Annotated in this window: 17 protein-coding genes, 2 tRNA genes and 1 rRNA gene; 8 read left to right on the forward strand and 12 right to left on the reverse strand. The window is 44.3% G+C overall.

The genetic code is table 11. The features are described 5' to 3' along the window. Positions 1 to 374: 374 nt before the first annotated feature. Positions 375 to 3,272, forward strand: a complete 2,898-nt coding sequence (locus BLW16_RS22320; protein WP_090560107.1) for a DEAD/DEAH box helicase — start codon at positions 375 to 377, stop codon at positions 3,270 to 3,272. A 36-nt stretch (positions 3,273 to 3,308) separates the two neighbouring features. On the opposite strand, the gene aat is transcribed toward BLW16_RS22320, so the two are convergent. Further along, positions 3,309 to 3,938 (reverse strand): leucyl/phenylalanyl-tRNA--protein transferase, encoded by a 630-nt coding sequence (gene aat, locus BLW16_RS22325; protein WP_090560108.1) that lies wholly within the window; start codon positions 3,936 to 3,938, stop codon positions 3,309 to 3,311. 70 nt (positions 3,939 to 4,008) lie between these two features. Here aat and BLW16_RS22330 point away from each other — a divergent pair, with 70 nt between their 5' ends. Together BLW16_RS22330 and BLW16_RS22335 are read left to right on the forward strand one after the other, a co-directional pair. Next, complete coding sequence (locus BLW16_RS22330) at positions 4,009 to 5,436, forward strand: DUF1800 domain-containing protein (protein WP_245735422.1); 1,428 nt, start codon at positions 4,009 to 4,011, stop codon at positions 5,434 to 5,436. 80 nt (positions 5,437 to 5,516) lie between these two features. After that, positions 5,517 to 6,716 (forward strand): DUF1501 domain-containing protein, encoded by a 1,200-nt coding sequence (locus BLW16_RS22335; protein ID WP_090560109.1) that lies wholly within the window; start codon positions 5,517 to 5,519, stop codon positions 6,714 to 6,716. Here BLW16_RS22335 and BLW16_RS22340 read toward each other — a convergent pair. Continuing rightward, entirely contained in the window at positions 6,709 to 7,692 is a 984-nt protein-coding gene (locus BLW16_RS22340) for an App1 family protein (RefSeq protein WP_090560110.1), read from the reverse strand. The two genes, BLW16_RS22335 and BLW16_RS22340, sit on opposite strands and share 8 nt — an antisense overlap. 50 nt (positions 7,693 to 7,742) lie before the next feature. Here BLW16_RS22340 and BLW16_RS22345 point away from each other — a divergent pair, with 50 nt between their 5' ends. Beyond that, a complete protein-coding gene (locus tag BLW16_RS22345; RefSeq protein WP_090560111.1) occupies positions 7,743 to 8,687 on the forward strand; it encodes a diacylglycerol/lipid kinase family protein in 945 nt (314 codons plus the stop codon). A 14-nt stretch (positions 8,688 to 8,701) separates the two neighbouring features. Here the strand turns inward: BLW16_RS22345 and BLW16_RS22350 are convergent, their stop codons facing one another. The 7 genes from BLW16_RS22350 to BLW16_RS22380 form a co-directional block, all read right to left on the reverse strand. Then, positions 8,702 to 9,355: a TonB family protein gene (locus tag BLW16_RS22350; RefSeq protein ID WP_090560112.1), complete on the reverse strand. Its 654-nt coding sequence runs from the start codon at positions 9,353 to 9,355 to the stop codon at positions 8,702 to 8,704. 107 nt (positions 9,356 to 9,462) lie between these two features. Next, positions 9,463 to 9,849 carry a 30S ribosome-binding factor RbfA gene (gene rbfA / locus BLW16_RS22355; RefSeq protein ID WP_090560113.1) on the reverse strand — a complete coding sequence of 129 codons (387 nt, stop codon included), beginning with the start codon at positions 9,847 to 9,849 and terminating at the stop codon, positions 9,463 to 9,465. An 18-nt stretch (positions 9,850 to 9,867) separates the two neighbouring features. Continuing rightward, positions 9,868 to 11,061, reverse strand: coding sequence for a GTPase HflX (gene hflX / locus BLW16_RS22360; protein WP_090560114.1), 1,194 nt, complete (start codon positions 11,059 to 11,061; stop codon positions 9,868 to 9,870). Positions 11,062 to 11,083: 22 nt separating this feature from the next. After that, the gene (trpC, locus tag BLW16_RS22365) at positions 11,084 to 11,875 is read right to left on the reverse strand and encodes an indole-3-glycerol phosphate synthase TrpC (RefSeq protein WP_090560115.1); all 792 of its coding nucleotides are present in this window, start codon (positions 11,873 to 11,875) and stop codon (positions 11,084 to 11,086) included. A gap of 17 nt (positions 11,876 to 11,892) precedes the next feature. After that, the gene (locus BLW16_RS22370) at positions 11,893 to 12,462 is read right to left on the reverse strand and encodes an anthranilate synthase component II (protein WP_090560116.1); all 570 of its coding nucleotides are present in this window, start codon (positions 12,460 to 12,462) and stop codon (positions 11,893 to 11,895) included. A 43-nt stretch (positions 12,463 to 12,505) separates the two neighbouring features. Then, the gene (locus BLW16_RS22375) at positions 12,506 to 13,918 is read right to left on the reverse strand and encodes an anthranilate synthase component I family protein (protein ID WP_090560117.1); all 1,413 of its coding nucleotides are present in this window, start codon (positions 13,916 to 13,918) and stop codon (positions 12,506 to 12,508) included. Between the two features lie 204 nt (positions 13,919 to 14,122). Then, positions 14,123 to 14,551: a cytochrome B gene (locus BLW16_RS22380; RefSeq protein ID WP_317039987.1), complete on the reverse strand. Its 429-nt coding sequence runs from the start codon at positions 14,549 to 14,551 to the stop codon at positions 14,123 to 14,125. A gap of 211 nt (positions 14,552 to 14,762) precedes the next feature. Here BLW16_RS22380 and BLW16_RS23810 point away from each other — a divergent pair, with 211 nt between their 5' ends. The 3 genes from BLW16_RS23810 to BLW16_RS22390 are packed head-to-tail and all read left to right on the forward strand — an operon-like array spanning position 14,763 to position 19,085. After that, positions 14,763 to 15,395, forward strand: coding sequence for an amidohydrolase family protein (locus tag BLW16_RS23810; protein WP_245735423.1), 633 nt, complete (start codon positions 14,763 to 14,765; stop codon positions 15,393 to 15,395). Beyond that, the gene (locus tag BLW16_RS22385) at positions 15,395 to 17,779 is read left to right on the forward strand and encodes an amidohydrolase family protein (RefSeq protein WP_245735424.1); all 2,385 of its coding nucleotides are present in this window, start codon (positions 15,395 to 15,397) and stop codon (positions 17,777 to 17,779) included. Before BLW16_RS23810 ends, BLW16_RS22385 begins: the two co-directional genes overlap by 1 nt. Next, entirely contained in the window at positions 17,772 to 19,085 is a 1,314-nt protein-coding gene (locus tag BLW16_RS22390; RefSeq protein ID WP_090560118.1) for an amidohydrolase family protein, read from the forward strand. The genes BLW16_RS22385 and BLW16_RS22390 overlap by 8 nt, the downstream gene beginning before the upstream one ends. 123 nt (positions 19,086 to 19,208) lie before the next feature. On the opposite strand, the gene BLW16_RS23385 is transcribed toward BLW16_RS22390, so the two are convergent. Together BLW16_RS23385 and BLW16_RS23390 are read right to left on the reverse strand one after the other, a co-directional pair. Next, positions 19,209 to 19,354 (reverse strand) — tRNA-Asp (locus BLW16_RS23385). Positions 19,355 to 19,379: 25 nt separating this feature from the next. Next, positions 19,380 to 19,487: transfer RNA gene (locus tag BLW16_RS23390), tRNA-Asp, on the reverse strand. A 152-nt stretch (positions 19,488 to 19,639) separates the two neighbouring features. Here BLW16_RS23390 and BLW16_RS22400 point away from each other — a divergent pair. Beyond that, positions 19,640 to 20,116: an Lrp/AsnC ligand binding domain-containing protein gene (locus tag BLW16_RS22400; protein ID WP_090560120.1), complete on the forward strand. Its 477-nt coding sequence runs from the start codon at positions 19,640 to 19,642 to the stop codon at positions 20,114 to 20,116. A gap of 126 nt (positions 20,117 to 20,242) precedes the next feature. Here the strand turns inward: BLW16_RS22400 and rrf are convergent. After that, positions 20,243 to 20,318: ribosomal RNA gene (gene rrf, locus BLW16_RS24170) — 5S ribosomal RNA — on the reverse strand; the annotation flags it as partial.

Consider the following 20,318-nt stretch of genomic DNA (forward strand, 5'->3'; position numbering starts at 1 on the left):
GGTACAATCTTGCTTTGCATACATATAAACGTGCTGCATGTTTGTGTTCGGTACTCATCAATTCATCTTTGGTATTACTCTGCTAAAGTATGAGTAATGTTTTTAACGTTTTCATATTTTTAAGTTTTTAGGTTCTTTATAAACCGTTGTTTTTAAATAGTTTACAATTAAGACGCAAACTCCTATGGAACGTTGCAAAATATCTGCTGTATTATACCACAAGGCCATAAAATCCGACCAACTCCCCTTCATTTTCGACAAACAGGAACTAAAAAATCATCTTTATTTCCTTTCTATTTGACAGCAATTCAAATTTGACGTATGTTTAGAGATTTAATAAGCTTAAACTCCTTCCTTTTTTAATTAATTAGCTCATGTTACGCGTAGATAGCTCTAAACCCTGCAAAATCGTTTATTCACTGTGCAAACATGAATACCTGGGTTATTTGATTGAACCACATATTGTTCAACTCAATCCACAGGGCGATTTTTCCCTGACTTATCAGCGGCTATTTAGTCATACTGCGAAGGAATTCACCAAACATCTCTCCGAGTCAGACCTGAAAATCATCAAAATCCTCGACGAAACAGAACAGGACCACGTGATCAAAAAGTTTCATAAGAAAGCGATCAGGCCTTTTGAGTTTTTCAGTAAGTTTTATGACGACCGCTTCTATGAGTCCGTACGCCCTAAGATTGAGAAAAAACTGGCAGAGGTTCTCGAAATTCTGAAGGACAAGGACGATCTCTACCTGATGGATAAAGACGGTTGGCCCGCAGAACGTAAAATTGAGCTGGCCTCAGAACCCGCTACCATCCTGTTCCATTTCAGGAGAAACGAAGAAGAAACCCGCTATTTTCCCACAATCAAATACGAGGGACTGCGCATTGATTTTATGTTTAAAGAGGCACAGATCGTCAGCAACCAGCCGGCATGGTTGTTACTGAATGACATTCTCTACTTTTTTGAACAGGATATAGAAGGCAAAAAGCTGGTTCCTTTTTTGAATAAACGTTATATATCTATTCCTACAGCAAAAGAGGAAACCTATTTCGACAAATTTGTTGCCCCCTTAATCGAGAAATATCATGTATACGCCGAAGGGTTTGAGATCAAAACCGAGCAGCATACCCCATCTGTCATCATCAAAGTGATCTATGTGGAAGGTGGGATCTCACAATTACAGCTATACTTTAATTACGGAGGCCATATCTTCGCACTGGGCAATGAGAAAAAAATTACCGTTCATGTAACTAAGGAAAACAACAACTACCTCTTTACCAGGGTCAAACGGGATACCACCTGGGAAAAACAGAAATACAATGAGCTGATCAAAATGGGACTGAAAAAAGTAAGTCCTCTTTTTTATAATCTTGAACTCAATACCGTAAACGAGGGAGACCATCAATCTTATGGTTTGCTTAACTGGGTGAATGAACATATTGAGCAGCTTAAAGAAAAAGGTTACCAGATCGAGCAGTCTACCGGAAACAAGAAATTCCTGTTTGCATCCAGCAAGATAGACTTTGAGATCAAAGAAGATAACGACTGGTTTGACATCAATGCCATCGTTTATTTCGGGATCCATCCCGTCCCTTTCATTTCTCTAAAGCAGCATATCCTTCATAAAAAAAGAGAGTTCTCTTTACCGGATGGCACTATCGCCATTATTCCTGAAAAATGGTTCTCCCAGTACGGAAGCCTCTTCAGCCTTTCAGATGGCGGAAAGGCACTGAAACTAAAAAAACACCACATCGGGCTCATCAACGATCTGGCTGGCGACGGTATTGCCAACGTTACCCTACAGCGTAAACTACAGAAGCTGAATGATTTCGAGAACATCGCTGATACCCAGATGCCAGTTCATTTTAAAGGCGAGCTCAGAAGTTATCAGAAAGCAGGCTATAACTGGTTCAGTTTCTTACGTGAGTACAATTTTGGAGGCTGCCTGGCCGATGACATGGGCTTGGGTAAGACCATCCAGACACTCGCCATGCTTCAGAAGCTCAAGGAAGAAGATGAATCCAATGATACCCACAGCACCTCGCTGATCATCATGCCTACTTCACTGATCTATAACTGGCTGAACGAAGCAAAAAAATTCACGCCGAAACTGAAGATCCTGGCACATACCGGCAGCAACAGGAATAAAGATGTAAGCCAGTTCATTAAATATGATATTGTCATCACCACCTATGGCATTACCAGGGTGGATGTGAATGAAATCCAGGATTTTTATTTCAATTACATTATCCTGGATGAGAGCCAGAATATCAAAAACCCGTCTTCGAAATCCTTTAAAGCCGTCCGTTTACTCAAATCGAGGCATAAGCTGGTGCTCAGCGGTACACCTGTAGAGAACTCTGTGGCCGACCTATGGACACAACTTACCTTCCTGAACCCCGGCTTACTGGGCACACAGGCTTTCTTCAATGAAGAATATGTACAGGCTATTGAAAAAAGAAAGGATGAGGACAAAGCCAGAAAATTACAGGCAATCATTAAGCCTTTTGTACTGAGAAGGACCAAAGAGCAGGTAGCTGAAGAGCTTCCGGCGAAAACCGAACAGATCTTCTATTGCGATATGAGCGAAGACCAGGCGGCCTGTTATGAGAAAACCAAATCTGCCTACCGGAACGACCTGCTGAGCAGTATGGATGACGGTACCTACGCAAAAAAACAGGTGCAGCTGCTACAGGGCTTAACTGCTTTGCGCCAGCTCGCAAACCACCCGAAAATGATCGACGAGAATTACACCTCTGACTCCGGTAAATTTGAGAACGTGATCCATACCCTGGACAACGTACTGAAAGGCGGACATAAAGTACTGATATTTTCACAATTCGTTAAACACCTGCAGATCTTTAAAAGCCACCTCGAAAGCGAGGAGATCCCTTTCTCCTACCTGGACGGGTCTACCAAGAACCGCGGGGAGATCGTAGCCGAGTTCCAGGAAAATACAGAGCTGAAGGTTTTCCTGATCTCCATTAAAGCCGGTGGCGTGGGTTTAAACCTGACGCAGGCAGATTATGTGTTCATCCTCGATCCATGGTGGAACCCTGCGGTAGAACAGCAGGCTATCGACCGGTCGCACCGTATCGGGCAGGAGAAGAAGGTATTTATCTATAAGTTCATCGCCAAAGACACCGTAGAGGAAAAGATCCTGGCACTGCAAAACCGCAAAAAACGACTGGCAAGTTCACTGATCACTACCGAAGAGAGCTTCTTCAAATCCCTGAGCAAAGAGGATATCAGAGAGATCCTGAACTAGAAAAAAGGACTGTTCCTGCCGGAACTGCCTTGTTACTCAACCCGCCAGAATGGAAAGGTAGTCTTCCTGCGGGATCATCTCCGCACCCAGGCTCATCAGGTGATCATTGGGCAGCTGACAGTCGATCAGCCTGTACGCAGGATTACGGCAAAGCCATATCAATGCAGTTTTAGAAGCATTGCTCATCAGGCTGAACATGCTCTCCCCGCAAAACACGCCATTGATTTCCAGGCCATATAATCCCCCGGCCAGGGTTCCCTTATGCCATACCTCTACACTGTGCGCCCAGCCTTTTTCATGAAGGTTGATATAGGCGTCCTGCATGGCCGTAGTGATCCATGTACCGTCCTGCCCTTTCCTCGGTGCCTGTGCACAATTCGCAATCACATCGGTAAAGGCCTGGTCCATCGTTACGGTGAAAATTCCGTCAGCAAGGATCTTTCGCATACTTTTGCTAACTTGAACATGTTCAGGGAAGATCACACAGCGTTCATGGGGTGCATACCAGCAGATCGGATCACCCTCGCTGAACCATGGAAATATCCCATTCTGATAAGACAACACCAGTCTTTCCGCGCTAAGGTCACCTCCAATTGCAAGCAGGCCATCAGGCTCAGCCAGGGAAGGATCGGGAAAAATCAGTTCATCAGTCAGCCGGAATATCATAAACAAAAGTAATTGATTTAAACCTATACTACTAACAAGAGTCATAGTAACAGTGCAAATGACAATTATTATGGACAGGAAAGACAATTTTATCAATATAAAACATCTTTACAACAGGGCAGGCTTTGGAATTTCCTATCCTGAACTGCAGCAGTTCAGCAAGAAAAGGCTCAGTAAAGTAACCGATGCCCTGCTCAATCCTGAAAAACCTATAACAGACCTCAATACTGTAAATAAGGATGAGTTTATTGCACAACAGGCTTTACTGGCCAGCCTGGGCGCAAAGAAAGAACAAACACCGCAAGAAAAACAACAGCGGGAAGACATTACCAAAGCGCGCAATGAAAAGAGCCGCGACCTCAATATCGACTGGTTACAACAGATGATAGCCACAGAGAATCCGCTGCGGGAGAAGATGACGCTCTTCTGGCATGGGCATTTCGCCTGCCGAGCCAACCACCCCTACTACGCACAGGAACTGAATAACATTCAAAGAAAAAATGCACTAGGCGGCTTTAAAACTCTGCTGCTTGAGGTTTCCAAATCGCCCGCCATGCTTGATTATCTGAATAACCAGCAAAACAGGAAGGGCCGCCCCAATGAAAACTTTGCCCGGGAACTGATGGAGCTCTTTACCCTTGGCCGTGGCAATTATACGGAAACAGACATTAAAGAAGCTGCACGGTCATTTACAGGCTGGGCCTATAATAAAAACGGTGAGTTTGAGTTCAATCAGAAGGTTCATGATGAAAAAGAAAAAACCTTTTTCGGACAAACCGGCCTGTTTGACGGAGAGGCCATCATAGACCTGATCCTGGCAAAACCGGAAACGGCCACCTTCATCTGCCGCAAGCTGTATATCTTCTTTGTGAATGATACGCCGGATGAAAGTCATGTGAAAGGGCTTGCAGCGTATTTTTACGAGCAGAAGTATGATATTTCTGCCGTAATGAATAAATTATTCACTGCAGACTGGTTTTATGCAAAGGAAAATACAGCCAACAAGATCAAGTCGCCCGTAGAACTCCTGGTCAATATGAGCAGGAAATTTTACGTCATCTATAACAAACCGCAGATCCTGATCCAGCTGCAAACCAGTTTAGGACAATACCTGTTCAATCCGCCAAATGTTGCCGGCTGGCCCGGAGGCAGGAACTGGATAGACAGCTCCTCTTTAATGCTGCGCATGAAAATTCCCTCGCTGGTCTTAAATGACGGTATACTGGATTTTAATGGCAAGGCCGACCCTGAGGATGAAGCCGTGATCGCGCTCAACAGGAAACCCAGGCCAAGACCCGTCAAATCTTACATCAATGCAAAAGCAAACTGGGACAGGTTTTTAGCAGATCTGCCAAAAGACATGAAACAGGCCGAACTGGCTTCTTTCCTTTTGCAGCCTGCTTTGGACACCAGGATCAGCGATCTGGTGAACCATAACGTGAATTTAAAAAACACGGCAATTGCAGTAACGAGCATGCCGGAATATCAATTGTGTTAAACTGACGCCCTCCTAATGCTTAAACACAAAGAGACTGTTACCACGGGTATACAACTCACAATAAAAATAATTTTCTACCGATGAAAAGAAGAGATTTTTTAAGAAATGCAGCCTTTGCGGCAGCAGGCACAGTGTTCGTCCCTGCTTTCATGAAACCATTCGAAGCACTGGCGCTTGATGAACTGAGCCTGTACAAAAACCTGGTAGTCGTACAGCTTTCAGGTGGCAATGACGGCCTCAATACAGTTGTGCCTTTTGGAAACGACATCTATTACCAAATGCGAAAAAACATTGCGATCAAAGCAGACGATGTAATCAAACTGGACGACATGCAGGGGCTAAACCCTAATCTCAATTGCCTGAGGGAATTGTACGACCAGGGATGGATGTCAATCATTAACGATGTGGGATATCCCAACCCTGACCGCTCCCATTTCCGTTCGATGGACATCTGGCAGACCGCAAGTGATGCTAACCAATACCTCTCTACGGGCTGGATAGGCCGCTATCTCGACTCAAACTGTGCCGCCTGCAATTCGCCCTATACCGCCATTGAAGTAGATGACAGCCTCTCGCTGGCCATGAAAGGCAGCAGTAAAAAAGGGATCGCATTGAAAGATCCTGCAGCCCTCTTCAGGAATACCAATGAATCTTTTTTCAGGGAAATGATCAATGGCAACAAAGAACACCTCGATGAAGATAACCTCGGTTACCTCTACAAAACAATGATCGAAACCTCCTCTTCTGCAAATTACATTCAGAATACCTCAAAAATATACCAGCCCAATTACACCTATCCTACAACAGCATTTTCCAATCAGCTGAAAACAGTGTCTAAGTTTATCTGCTCCGGACTCAAAACAAGGGTTTATTATGTATCACTGAGTGGATTTGATACTCATGTAAATCAAAATGCCCAGCAGGGAAGGCTGTTACAGCAGTACGCCGAAGGGATGAATGCCTTTGTAAAAGACCTCCACCAGAACAATAAGCTCGAAGATACACTCGTGATCACCTTTTCCGAATTTGGCAGACGCGTAGCGCAAAATGCCAGTAACGGCACAGACCATGGTACCGCCAACAACATGTTCCTGTTTGGTGGAAAACTCAAGAAACAGGGTATCTATAATGCCGCCCCGAACCTGGGCGATCTGGAAAACGGGGACCTGAAATACCAGGTGGACTTCCGTGAAGTATATGGCACGATACTGGACAAATGGCTGGACGTGAATAACGGGCAGGTGCTCAATAAGCGCTTCAATACCTTAGACTTTATTTAGGCTGATTGATCAATCCAATCCGTACAGAATGGTCAATGGCCTCCTGGCTGTCAGAAAACAGACAGGTATGGATTTGCTGCTGCTCCGCCTGCGCCAGTACCTGCTGCGTATGCGCCGCCCGTTCAGGCCTGATGTTCCTGATATAAATCGCTTCTATGTTTTTTGGGTATTTAATGGCAATGGCCGAATAGATATCTGGGTCCTGCTGGGAGTTGTCGCCAAAAAAAACAAACTTCTGATTGGGAAAAACATCAAGGATACGCATCACCCGGATCAGCTTACCCTCATGACCAGTTTTACCGGTTTTGATCAGGTTCTTCCAGCGCTTGATCTGGTTCAGCAGGAATGCCCCCTCGGGCAGTTTATTATAGCTGAAGGTCTCCATTAAATAATCATACAGGTTCCACTCACTGCTGGACACGTAGAAAAAGGGATTAGGATGCTCGGCATCAGTATGAGAGAGAGATAAAAAGTTATAGTGCCTGGCCACATCCGGGAAAGTTTTCCGTGTACGCGGGTTCTTAATGAATAACTCTCTTAAGCGCCTCCCGATGGTTGCAGAATGGGAAACCATGACGGTATCATCAATATCAGAGATAAATGCATACTGCGTAATATGGGGTACATATACATCTCCCGTATTTACAGCCAGTACATTACCCACATCATCGGTCAGCTCCACCTTTACCTGATGCCAGCCTGCGCTGATGTTTTGTACCGCCTTCCATTCAAACTTAAAAAAACCATCATATTCCGTAATCTGGCTGATCACCTGGTCATTAAAGATCAGGTTCACTTTGGCCCATGGATAAGGTTTGAGCAGGAATAACCGGAACAGGTAGCGGATGTTTACAAACAGGTTATCACTAAAATTCTGTGTGCTCTTAGCCCGGTATTTAAAGGCATGCCCATAAACCACCAGGTTATTGGTATGCCCGTAACCCCGATATATTTGAACGCTGAAAGAATTATTCATTATAATTGAAACAGAGCATAGAAGAAGTTGTTTGGTATTAAACGACAGGAATGACAGCTGAAGAAAAAGAAATAAAATTACTCTTTATAGTGAATCCGGGATCGGGGAGTGATGATACGGATTTCAATGCAGTGATTACAGATTTCTTCAGTTCCGGCCCCCATACTTTCGGGATCTATGAATTACAGAAAGACTGTAACCTGGACCAGATCAAAGCCGCGATCAGCGAGGCGGATCCCGACCGCGTAGTTGCTGTTGGCGGGGACGGGACACTAAAGCTCGTTGCCGAGTGCCTCCAGGGAACAAAGATTCCCATAGGCATCATTCCCGCAGGCTCGGCGAACGGTATGGCTAAGGAATTGGGTATCCCGACGATAATTCAGGAAGCCCTGGAACTAACAATAACCGGCAAACCTAAGGAGATCCACGCCGTAGATGTAAATGGCGAGTTCTGTATCCATCTGTCAGACATCGGATTCAATGCTTATATCGTCAAAAAGTTCGATGACCTGGCGCAGCGCGGAATGCTGGGTTATGCAAAGGCAACCTGGAAAGCCCTTTGGAGCCATCATAAGATGGAAGTAGAAATGACTATGGGCGAAGAGACGATCTCTTCAGAAGCAGCAATGGTGGTGATTGCAAATGCGACGATGTACGGCACCGGCGTAAAGATCAACCCTGAAGGCAAGCTGGATGATGATCTGTTTGAGGTGATCCTGGTAAAAAAATATTCATTTCTTGAAATACTCAAGATCCGCTTTACCCGTCTTCCTTTCAATCCGGAGAAGATTGAACTTTTTCATACCAAAAAGCTAAGGATCAAAGCGCGTCACAAAGCACATTTTCAGATTGACGGAGAATATATGGGAAAAGTTAACCAGATTGACGCCCGCTTATTGCCGGCAGCCATTTCTGTTATCGTCAGACCGGATGTCATAAACAATAATGAAATAAACAGTGTATGGAAAGACAGCTCTTCGGCGATCGGGACATAGCGCAGACACGCAATTTATTTACAATACTTTTCTAAAAGATCGTCCGCCAGTGTGGAGCCCATATACTTTACAAAAAGAAAATCTTCACAGGCTCCCTGCCTGTCTTTTTGTTTCAGCTTTTTTTGCCCTTCCTGGATCTTTTTATTCAGATAATCGTCGTCATAACCCAGTTCCGTTTTTAAAGCAATCACTTTTTTCTCTTCCCCTTCGTTATATTTACCCTGGGCCTTGTTGCGATAGAAATTTGTAATGGCATCTGTTAAACCTTCATTTGCTTTGTAGACCGCAATGGCTTTATTCATATCCTGCTGGGTCACCCGGTTATAGTCTTCACTGGATAACCTGAAATTAACCGGTGCCACAAGGACATAAGTGGTATCATAATCTGCGGGTACTTTCCATTTACCGCTGCTCATACGGATGAGTCTCAGCGCTTCCTGGTCCAGGTCTATCCCCGGCCCGTTGCTTACTTTGGATGAATATACTGCTCCCTGTTTATTGAGTTTAAAGCTAATGCGAACAACCCCCTGTACACAATTCTGATAAGAATATGCCGGATAAATGATATTCTGACGGATAAAGCTGTCCATTCCCCCTGTAAGGACAGGCTGCTGCGCCTTTACACAGCAGCCCAGGAAAAGAAGGAATAGTGTAAGGATCTTGTTCATCTTTCCAATTTACGAAATTATCAGGTTAAACACACCATTCTGCCTTTGCTAATCGCATTTCCTCAACAGGTATGCTTTCAGCCTTCCATTACCGGCATTGCCGAAATTTATCCTTCAGTCTCTTCCTCGTCGCCCTGTTCTTTACGCTCCCTGGAGATCTTATCAAAGATCTTATCCATATGCTCTACATAGGTATTGGTATCATCCAGGAAGAAAGTAAGCGAAGGTACTACTCTTGCCTGATGACGGATACGCGTACCCAGTTTATACCTGATCTCGCTGGCATGAGAATTCACGGTAGCGATGGATAAACTTGTATTGTTTGTGCTTAAGAAACTTAAATATACTTTTGCTACAGCCAAATCCGGAGATACACGGACTTTTGTAATTGTAACCAGTGTATTCGGTAAGTACTCTGCTCCTTCTCTCTGAAATATTGTCGCTAATTCCTCTTGCAGTACACCAGCAAATTTCTGTTGACGTTTACTTTCCATGATTTTCGATGTTAGTATTTAGTATAATAATTTGTCATAAGGATAACGCTCTACGTGTAAAGCTACTATCTTATCATATAAAAGCTGTTTGAACTCTTCCAGGTTTTCCTTATGCAGCGCTGAAATAAATAATGCCGGCGCATTGTGCTGTGCCATCCAGCTTTTTTTAAATTCATCAAGTGTTAAGGTTGCCTTTTCCCCTTCATTCAGCTCTTCGGCCTCCGGACTTATATAAGCATCAATCTTATTAAAAACCATGATGGTATCTTTATCTCTTGCGCCTAAATCTTTAAGGGTTTCATTCACCACATTGATCTGATCCTCAAAACTGGTATGAGAAACATCAACCACATGTATCAGGATATCGGCCTCTCTTACTTCATCAAGCGTGGATTTAAAACATTCTACCAAGTGATGGGGCAGCTTGCGGATAAACCCTACAGTATCGGACAGCAAGAACGGAAGGTTTTCAATTACCACTTTTCTTACCGTCGTATCCAGCGTTGCAAACAATTTATTCTCCGCAAATACTTCAGACTTGGAGATCATATTCATGATCGTAGATTTTCCTACGTTGGTATAACCAACAAGCGCTACTCTGATCAGTGCGGCCCTGTTCTTCCGCTGTGTTTCATTTTGCTTGTCTATCAGCTTCAAGCGCCCTTTGAGCAGGGAGATCTTTTCAAGGATCATCCGCCTGTCACTCTCAATCTGCGTTTCACCCGGACCACGCATACCAATACCACCCTTCTGGCGCTCCAGGTGAGTCCACAAACGGGTAAGGCGTGGCAGCAGGTATTGCAGTTGTGCAAGTTCTACCTGCGTTTTAGCCTGTGCAGTCTGTGCCCTTCCCGCAAAAATATCCAGGATCAGGTTACTCCTGTCCAGGATTTTCACTTCCAGTTCACGCTCTATATTCCGCAGTTGTGAGGGTGACAGTTCGTCATCAAACACAACCATGTCTATTTCTTCCGATTTAACGTAGGCTTTTATTTCATCCAGTTTTCCTGTGCCCACAAAGGTACCACGATCGGGCTTCAGCATTTTTTGTGTAAATGTATGCTCCACAAGGCCTCCCGCAGTATCTACCAGAAAGGCCAGTTCATCAAGGTATTCTTTCGTCTCTTCCGGTTTTTCTCCCGGTCTTACCACGCCTACAAGGATAGCCCGTTCCTGTTTAACCGCGGTATCATAAGTTTTCTCTTTTCCCATGTAAAGTACAAAGATACAAAAGTTATACCGAGATCATCTCCTCAGTAAAACTCCGCATTGCGGCACCAGGATTGGAAGTCTTCATAAAGTTTTCACCAATCAGAAATCCATCAAATCCGGCGTGTTTCAATTGGTTAATGATCTTCGGATCGCTGATCGCACTTTCCGAAACTTTCAGAAATTCATCAGGAATCTCCTTTATCAGATCAAATGAGGTCTGAACGTTAACAGAAAAATCTGCAAGGTTCCGGTTATTGATCCCTATTGCATCCACATTCGCATTCATACTGCGCTGCAGCTCTTCCAGGTTATGGACTTCCAGCAGTACATTTAATCCCAAACTTTTTGCCAGTTTGCCTAAATTGCCGATCTGCTGGGGTGTCAGGATGGCAGCGATCAGTAAAATAATATCAGCCCCCAAACCTTTTGCTTCCAGGATCTGGTATTCATCGATCATGAAATCTTTCCGCAACAGCGGAACGGTATTGGCTGCCCTGGCCTGCAGCAGGTCATCCGGATGGCCCCCGAAAAAATCTATATCTGTCAGTACAGAAATTGCAGAAGCCCCTGCTGCTGCATAACCGTTTGTTACCTCCACTACGCCTGAGTGGTCGTTGATAATTCCTTTTGACGGAGAGCGCCGTTTAAATTCTGCAATAATTCCATTGCGGTCTTCGGCCAGCATAAATTCCCTGAGGGAATAAGGTGTCCGGTTAAAATAAGCCCCGTTTTCGAGTTGTTTTATAGATACGAGTTGTTTCGCCTGTTCAACCTCTTCTGTTTTCCGTAATACGATTTTATCTAAAATGTTCATCTCTAATAAATAAGGGTTTAAATTTCCAACCAATTTTTAATCATCTGTTTACCATACTCGGTCAGCACACTCTCAGGATGGAACTGTACACCGCGTACATCGTAGGTTTTGTGTTTCAGCGCCATGATCTCGGTACTGGCGTCTGTAGCAGTAACCTGAAGGCATGAAGGCAGGTCATCCTGGTTTACTACCCATGAGTGGTAACGGCCAACATTGATCGTAACAGGGCAGTCTTTAAACAGGATCTCCTCAGCATCTACTACGCTCACCGGTGTAGCTATGCCATGCATGGGTTTCCCAAGGTTCAGCAGGGAACCTCCAAATGCTTCTGCAATGGCCTGCTGTCCGAGGCAAATACCCAGGATACTTTTATGGGGAGCATAGGTACGGATCACTTCCAGCAATAAGCCGGCTTCTTCAGGAATACCTGGTCCCGGAGACAATAAGATCTTATCGAACTGTTTCACATCCTCAATAGCAAATTTATCATTTCTCCATACCTCTACTTCACCGCCAAGCTCATTGATCAGATGTACTAAATTGTAGGTGAATGAATCGTAATTGTCGATAACCAATATCTTTTTCATCTTTCTTATTTGATTGTTTAATTGTTAGATGGAGCCTTATCTCTTAAATAACATTAATTTCTTTTGCCATCTCTACAGCCTTACGTAAGGCAGCGATCTTATTGTTTACTTCGTTCATTTCATTTACCGCGATTGAGTCGGCCACAATTCCGGCCCCTGCCCTGTAATGAAGCTGGTTATTTTTACTCATAAAGGTCCTGATCATAATGGCGTGGTTAAACTCGTCCCCAAAACCCATGTAGCCAATAGCTCCGGCATAGAAATTTCTGCCCAGTCCTTCATACTCATCAATCAGCTGCATTGCTTTATATTTTGGCGCCCCGCTTAAAGTACCTGCAGGATAGGTATCTGCAACAATTTTAAATGCTGAAACACCTTTTTGGAGCTTGCCGCTCACCTTTGATACCAGATGGATTAAATGTGAATAATATTGTACTTCTTTGAACGATTTAACTTCAACATTGGTACAATGTCTGCTAAGGTCATTTCTCGCCAGGTCTACCAGCATCACATGTTCCGCACTCTCCTTCGGGTCCTGCTCCAGTTGTCTTGCGATCTCCGCATCTTCCTCGTCATTTCCTGTGCGTTTAAACGTACCTGCAATGGGAAAGATATTGGCTACTCCATTTTTTATCGTGATCTGTGCCTCCGGCGATGAGCCGAAAAGTTTGAAGCTGCCGTAATCGAAGTAAAACAGGTAAGGTGACGGATTGATAGAGCGCAGGCAACGGTAAACGTTAAACTCATCCCCTGAAAACCCCTGGTTATAGGCGCGTGATGGGACGATCTGAAATACATCTCCGCGGAGAATATGTTTCTTCATCTTTTCCACGATCTCCATGAACCCCTCGTTTGTAAGGTTGGAGTGTTCTTCGCCAACCGTATTAAAACTATATTCAGGAAAATTCTTGTTCTGGATCAGGTATTCAATTTTTTCCAGGCCACCGTTCTCCTCCCCGTTAAAATTGTTCCTGAAGAGGGTCACTTCATTTTTAAAGTGGTCTACCGCGATAATATAGCGGTAAACATGGTACTGCATGACGGGGATCTCCTCATTCGCAGGTGCTGTTGCTGCCAGTTTAATATCCTCAAAGTGCTGTACCGTGTTCCATGTAAAATAACCAAATAAGCCCGTCGAGATATACCGCTTTTCTTCAACCGGCTCAATATCAAACCTGGCTTTAAACGCATCAATCTCGTCGGTAAGGACAAACGTATCCTTCACCTCTTTTTCACCCCCGGGATAATAAGAAGATAATTTCCCGTCTTGCAGCATTATCCCCGCCACGGGGTCTGCACACACGTAACTCACGGAGTTCTCACGGCTGTGGTAATCCGAACTTTCCAGTAAAAGTGTATTCGGGAAAACATCTCTTAAACGCAGATAAATACTTACCGGAGTGATGGTATCTGCAAGTCTCTTCTTAAAAATGGTGCTAATCTTAACTCTTTCCATATGCTGTTAAACGAAAAAAACCCGACGTGTGTACGTCGGGTTAGTATGTGTGGTTTGGTTTAGGTTGATAAACTATAAGGTACACAGGGCTACGACGATACTCTTTTCAGAATAACCGCGCCATTGCCAGGTATGTATATTGTAAATCATGCGTAGCAAAAATAGAAATAAAACTAATAAACCAAAATTAAATCGTGATTTTATTTACATCGCAAATAAATGGCGGCTCGGATCGGCTTTGATCATACCGAAAATTGCCACAGTGATCAGTAACAGCGCCAGGCCGAAAAATACAAATATGGTGCGATGTTTCATCAAAGCGCTATCCACTTTCTTGGATCTTGCATTGCCTACCGTGATCAGGACAATCGCAACCAGCATCATGGTGATGTGCTCCATTTTCCAGTAACGCTGTATAGCAATTGACATATCGCCCTTGTACCAGTCGTGCATAAAATACAACAGCAGGCCTAAAACCAGTTGAATATGTGCACTGATCAGGGCAAATACGTTTAATTTACGGTTACCTTCTGTGTAAGGCTTTCTGCCGAGATAGCCCATCAACGCATTGATAAATGCTACCAGTAATAAAATAATTACCAGATAACGCCATCCGGAGTGTGCACTCTTCAAGATCTCATAAATACCCATAGTAGTTTTTTCTTCAAAAATAACAAATTACTTGCTGTTATGTGAACCGATACTTATTTAATGAAATTTATAATCATTATAAAGAATGCCTGTAATTACAGACCGCGATAAATTCAGGTAATAAGATTGATAGACAAAAATCTGAACGAATATTTTTTATAAATTTAAATCATTAACTAAATATTTACAATTCATGATGAAAACGCTATTTACACTTGCGTTAGTTTTTTCAGCTACATTTTTGTTTGGTCAGCAAACCTACCCCGTAAACGGATCATATGATACCAGACCGGGACTATTTGCTTTTACCAATGCTACAATTGTAGTGAATGCTAACCAAACGATCAGCAATGGTACATTGCTGGTAAAGGGTCAGACCATCCAGTCCTTAGGCGCCGGAATAACTATCCCCGCCGGATACGTGGTGACAGACCTCAAGGGTAAATTTATCTACCCTTCACTCATTGATCCATTTACTACTTACGGAGTTCCCGAACCTGCCGGTGCCACCGCTGGTGGCTTTGGCAGCAGGCAATCCATTTTTGTATCTACAAAAAAAGGATCCTATAACTGGAATGAGGCTATCCGCCCCGAAACCGAGGTGCGCACTGTCTTTACGATCGACGCCAAAAAAGCAGATGAACTGCGCAAGGCTGGATTCGGAAGCGTAAATACCCTGAACCACGATGGTATTGCGCGCGGTACTTCAGCTGCTGTAAGCCTCAGTGATGAGAGAGAGAGAACAAGATCATCCTTAAAGACCAGGCTGCCGCCAATTACTCCTTTAACAAGGGCAGTTCACAAAACGACTACCCTACCTCACTGATGGGCTCCATCGCCCTGCTCAGACAGACCTATTACGATGCACAATGGTACGGCAAGCAAAAGGAAGAGTACAACATCTCCCTCGAAGAATTTAACAAGCAACAGGGCCTGCCGCAGATATTTGAAGCGGAAGGCTGGCAGAACGTGCTCCGCGCGGATAAAATTGCCAAAGAATTCGGAAAGCAGTATATCATTAAATCAACAGGTGATGAATACCAGCGCATCGATGCTGTCAAAGCTACAGGCGCAAGCCTTATCATCCCTGTAAATTTTGTTAAGGCTTACGACGTTGAAGATCCTGCTGAAGCAAGGAACATTACAATGGCACAAATGAAAGGCTGGGAAATGGCACCTGCCAATCCTGCGGCCCTCGAAAAAGCGGGGATCAGGTTTTCCCTGACCTCATACGGAATGGAAAGTATGAAGGACTTCTGGATTAACATCCGCACTGCCATTGAAAACGGACTGACAGAGAAACAAGCCCTGCTTTCCATGACTGAAATTCCCGCTGCTATGATTGGCATCACTGCTCAGGCAGGGACACTTGAAAAAGGCAAACTGGCCAATTTCCTGATCACCTCAGACAATCTCTTCAAAACTAATAACGTGATCTTTGAGAACTGGATCCAGGGAAAACGTTTTGTGCTGAACAAAATGAATGTGAACGACCTTACCGGAATCTATAACCTGACGGTTGACAGCATTGGCGCTTTAAGTCTTAAGATCAACGGAACTACCGCAGTGATCCGGCGCCCGGGAGCAGATACCACCAGGATCACAGCAAGCCTCATACGTAATGGCGACTGGGTAGGGATAACCTTCAACCTGAAAAACACACCCTCAGGGGAGGTAAGACTGAGCGGATACCTCAGCTCAGAAAACCCCGTGATGCTCCGCGGCGAATCTGTCCTTGCATCAGGAACGGCCGGTAAATGGTCTGCACAGTTCAGCGCGGCAAATACAGAACCTCCAAAAAAAGACATCCTTAAACCGGTATCGCCCGTAGGGAAACTCATCTATCCTTTTGTTGCCTTCGGAAATGAAACCATTCCCAAACAGGAAACAGTGCTGCTGAAAAATGCAACAGTATGGACCAATGAAAAAGAAGGCATTTTACTCAATGCAGACGTACTGCTTGAAAATGGCAAGATCAAAGCCGTTGGAAAAAGGCTCTCTGCAGGCAATGCGTGGGTAATTGATGCCACCGGCAAACACATCACCCCCGGGATTATAGATGAACATTCACATATTGCCATCACCGGCGGAGTGAACGAAGGTTCGCAATCCTCTTCGGCCGAAGTACGTGTTGCCGATGTGGTCAACTCTGAAGATGTGAATATCTACCGCCAGCTTGCGGGTGGCGTAACCACCTCCCACCTGCTTCATGGCTCTGCAAATCCTATTGGCGGCCAGTCACAGCTGATCAAATTACGATGGGGCAAAACACCTGAAGAACTGAAGTTCGGTGGCAATGACGGTTTTATCAAGTTTGCCCTGGGCGAGAATGTAAAACAAAGTAATTTCGGTTCCGGCCTCCGCTTTCCGGTTACACGAATGGGAGTAGAACAAACCTATATCGATGAGTTCACCCGTGCAAAAGAATACAAAGCCGGTTTGGCCACCAAGGGAAACACAGTACGGAGAGACCTGGAACTGGATGCTATAGTAGAAATACTGGACAACAAGCGTTTCATTACCTGCCATTCTTACGTACAGTCTGAGATCAATATGCTCATCCATGCTGCAGACAGCATGGGCTTCAGGATCAACACCTTCACGCATATCCTGGAGGGTTATAAGGTGGCCGACAAAATGAAGGAACACGGAATTGCAGGCTCGACTTTCTCCGACTGGTGGGCATATAAGATCGAAGTTGCCGAAGCGATTCCCTACAACGGCAAGATCATGCACAACATAGGGATCACCACCGCTTTCAATTCTGATGATGCAGAAATGGCCCGCCACCTAAACCAGGAGGCAGGTAAGGCAGTACTCTATGGTAACCTACCAGAAGAAGAAGCATTGAAGTTTGTTACGCTTAACCCCGCCAAAATGATGCATATTGACCAGCGTGTGGGCAGTCTCAAAGCTGGTAAAGATGCCGACGTTGTACTCTGGTCGGCCAACCCCCTATCCATCTATGCCAGGGTGGAAAAAACCTTTGTAGATGGAATTCCTTACTGGGACATCGATAGGGACGCACAGATACGGGCACAGCAACAAGCAGAAAAAGCAAGGATTATACAGAAGATGGTAGAAAGTAAAAGTAAAGGAGCCAAAACACAGCGCCCTTCAGCTGATACGCCGCGTATCTACAATTGCGAGTCACTGGAAGACTATTCAGCAGAATTAAACCAAATGGAAGGAGCAAAAGCACATGAATAAGTATTTATTTACCCTGCTACTCAGTGTGGCGGGCACAACGACCTGTTTTGCACAGGCAAATATCATCCCTGCGGCAAGACAAACAAAAACAATAGCCATCACAGGAGCAACAGTACACGTAGGCAATGGCACAGTAATAGCGAATGGAACCGTCGTTTTCAGCGGGGGAAAGATCCTTTCCGTAACTGCAAACGGCCAGGCCCCGCAGGATGACGTCCTTGTGATCAAAGCGGACGGCAAGCATGTCTATCCTGGCTTCATTGCGCCGGTTACCTATCTGGGACTGGCAGAATTCGCATCAGTAAGAGCCACACTGGATTTCACTGAGATCGGGAACTTCAATCCACATATCCGTTCACTTGTTGCCTACAATACAGATTCAAAAGTTCCGCCCACATTGAGGAGTAATGGCGTTTTAATGGCCGAGATCACACCAGAGGGAGGAACAATATCGGGCAGTTCTTCTGTAGTACAGCTGGATGCCTGGAATTGGGAAGATGCGGCAATCAAAACGGACGATGCCATGCACATGACCTGGCCGGTGATACCACAATCGGGAGGGGGCGGCGGCAGGCGTCAGCAGATACTTCCGCCCGAGCTGCTGGCAGAACGCAGACTAAATGCGATTAATGAACTGGAACAGTTCTTCTCAGAAGCAAAGGGATACGCAGCCATCAGTAAGCCTACAGTAACCAACACACGTTTTGCGGCAATGAAACATCTGTTTGATGGAAAACAGCAATTGTTTATTTCGGCAGACACGCAGAAAGATATCGTGGCCTCGGTAAACTTTGCAAAGAAATTCAATATCAGGCCGGTTATTGTTGGAGGAAACGAAGCTTCCCTGGTTACGGATTTCCTGAAAGAAAATGGAATCTCTGTGGTGGTAAGAGAACCTCATACACTTCCAAATTCCACTGATGACGACGTAAATATGCCATACAAGAATGCGGCAGTCCTTGCAAATGCAGGAATCAATGTTGCAGTTAGTATTGAGGGTTACTGGCAGCAAAGGAATTTACCATTCATGGCAGGAACAATAGCCGCCTGGGGGTTGGATAAAGAGAAGGCCCTGTCAACCATCACCCTGAATACCGCAAAGGTTTTAGGTATAGATAAAACTACCGGAAGCCTGGAAGCAGGAAAAGATGCCACTTTATTTATCTCAACCGGAGATGCACTGGACATGCTGACCAACCATGTGGAGAAAGCATTTATACAGGGAAGGGACATTAACCTGGATAACCTGCACAAACAGCTGGATAAAAAATTCAGTGAAAAATATGGAATGAAAGCGGCAAATTAATACAATTAAGCCACGGCCACTATTCAATAATGGTACCCTGGCTTTTACTAAAAACTCTCTTTTACTAAAAAAGGCAACCCGCCTCCAGGTTGCCTAATTAACTAACTTATTAAATAAAAAAACTGGCTGTTGGGGAAGGAGTCGAACCTTCAAGGGGAAGTTAGCCTCAGTTCAAAAAATTAATTTGTGGTCAACCCATAAACTGTGTTTATCCCATGATCCCCACCACCGAGACAAGAAGGTGTGTCTGCCAATTTCACCACCCAACATTAAATAAAGAACGTCATTCTTTAGCTGTAGGAGAAGGAGTCGAACCTTCAAGGAGTGGTTAGCCTTTACAGGTTTCCCATTTTCTCCACCACCGAGACAAGGAGGTGCGTCTGCCAGTTTCGCCACCCTACAGAGTGTAAACAAACAATAAAAAATCCTTTTTTCTTATTTGCTTGATACAAATGTAACAAGACTTCCCATACATTGCAAATATATTAATGATATAATTTTATTATTATGATTATTGTAATTATATTAGAGCATCATTAGAATTAATTGAAATCATGCTGAAAAAAGAAAGCCAAAATTTAGAAATTGATAACCTCGATATTGACATTTTAAAGCAATTAATGCAGGATGCAACGAAACCTTATACAGAAATTGCTAAAGATTTGATCGTTTCAGGAGGTACAATACACGTCCGGATGAAGAAACTACAGGAAATGGGCATTATTAAAGGTTCGCACCTGATTATCGATCCGCAAAAGGCAGGCTATGATATTTGCGCATTTCTTGGCATCTACCTTGAAAAAGGAATCCAGTATAAAGATGCCGTAGCCCAACTCAGCAAGATTAAGGAGGTTGTAGAGCTTCATTATACTACCGGTGCTTACAGCATGTTTGCTAAGATTATATGCAGGGACACGAACCATTTGAGGCATGTATTGAATGAAGAGATCCAGGCGGTAGCCGGCATACAAAGAACAGAGACATTGATCTCCCTTGAAGAAAGTATCAGAAGACAGATTGAACTGGGTTAACTGGTTAGCGTTTATAATAAGAATCTAAACAGGAATACCGGTGATTTAAAAAGACTATAAATCTCAAGGAATAAAAAGGCTATAAACAAGAAAAGCCTTTCAGGAAACTGAAAGGCTTTCTTTAAGATTTGGCACCGACCTACTCTCCCACGTGTTACCGCAGTACCATCGGCTCTGGTGGGCTTAACTTCTCTGTTCGGAA

Origin of the sequence: Pedobacter hartonius, from assembly GCF_900107535.1 — a bacterium.
GTDB classification, from domain to species: domain Bacteria; phylum Bacteroidota; class Bacteroidia; order Sphingobacteriales; family Sphingobacteriaceae; genus Pedobacter; species Pedobacter hartonius.

Coding starts and splice junctions, on each gene's coding strand:
- BLW16_RS22335 (WP_090560109.1), top strand. CDS start 5,517: ATGAAAAGAAGAGATTTTTTAAGAAATGCAGCCTTTGCGGCAGCAGGC.
- BLW16_RS22320 (WP_090560107.1), top strand. CDS start 375: ATGTTACGCGTAGATAGCTCTAAACCCTGCAAAATCGTTTATTCACTG.
- BLW16_RS22370 (WP_090560116.1), bottom strand. CDS start 12,462: ATGAAAAAGATATTGGTTATCGACAATTACGATTCATTCACCTACAAT.
- BLW16_RS22400 (WP_090560120.1), top strand. CDS start 19,640: ATGCTGAAAAAAGAAAGCCAAAATTTAGAAATTGATAACCTCGATATT.
- BLW16_RS23810 (WP_245735423.1), top strand. CDS start 14,763: ATGATGAAAACGCTATTTACACTTGCGTTAGTTTTTTCAGCTACATTT.
- BLW16_RS22375 (WP_090560117.1), bottom strand. CDS start 13,918: ATGGAAAGAGTTAAGATTAGCACCATTTTTAAGAAGAGACTTGCAGAT.
- rbfA (WP_090560113.1), bottom strand. CDS start 9,849: ATGGAAAGTAAACGTCAACAGAAATTTGCTGGTGTACTGCAAGAGGAA.
- hflX (WP_090560114.1), bottom strand. CDS start 11,061: ATGGGAAAAGAGAAAACTTATGATACCGCGGTTAAACAGGAACGGGCT.
- BLW16_RS22350 (WP_090560112.1), bottom strand. CDS start 9,355: ATGAACAAGATCCTTACACTATTCCTTCTTTTCCTGGGCTGCTGTGTA.
- trpC (WP_090560115.1), bottom strand. CDS start 11,875: ATGAACATTTTAGATAAAATCGTATTACGGAAAACAGAAGAGGTTGAA.
- BLW16_RS22390 (WP_090560118.1), top strand. CDS start 17,772: ATGAATAAGTATTTATTTACCCTGCTACTCAGTGTGGCGGGCACAACG.
- BLW16_RS22345 (WP_090560111.1), top strand. CDS start 7,743: ATGACAGCTGAAGAAAAAGAAATAAAATTACTCTTTATAGTGAATCCG.
- aat (WP_090560108.1), bottom strand. CDS start 3,938: ATGATATTCCGGCTGACTGATGAACTGATTTTTCCCGATCCTTCCCTG.
- BLW16_RS22330 (WP_245735422.1), top strand. CDS start 4,009: ATGGACAGGAAAGACAATTTTATCAATATAAAACATCTTTACAACAGG.
- BLW16_RS22340 (WP_090560110.1), bottom strand. CDS start 7,692: ATGAATAATTCTTTCAGCGTTCAAATATATCGGGGTTACGGGCATACC.
- BLW16_RS22385 (WP_245735424.1), top strand. CDS start 15,395: ATGGGCTCCATCGCCCTGCTCAGACAGACCTATTACGATGCACAATGG.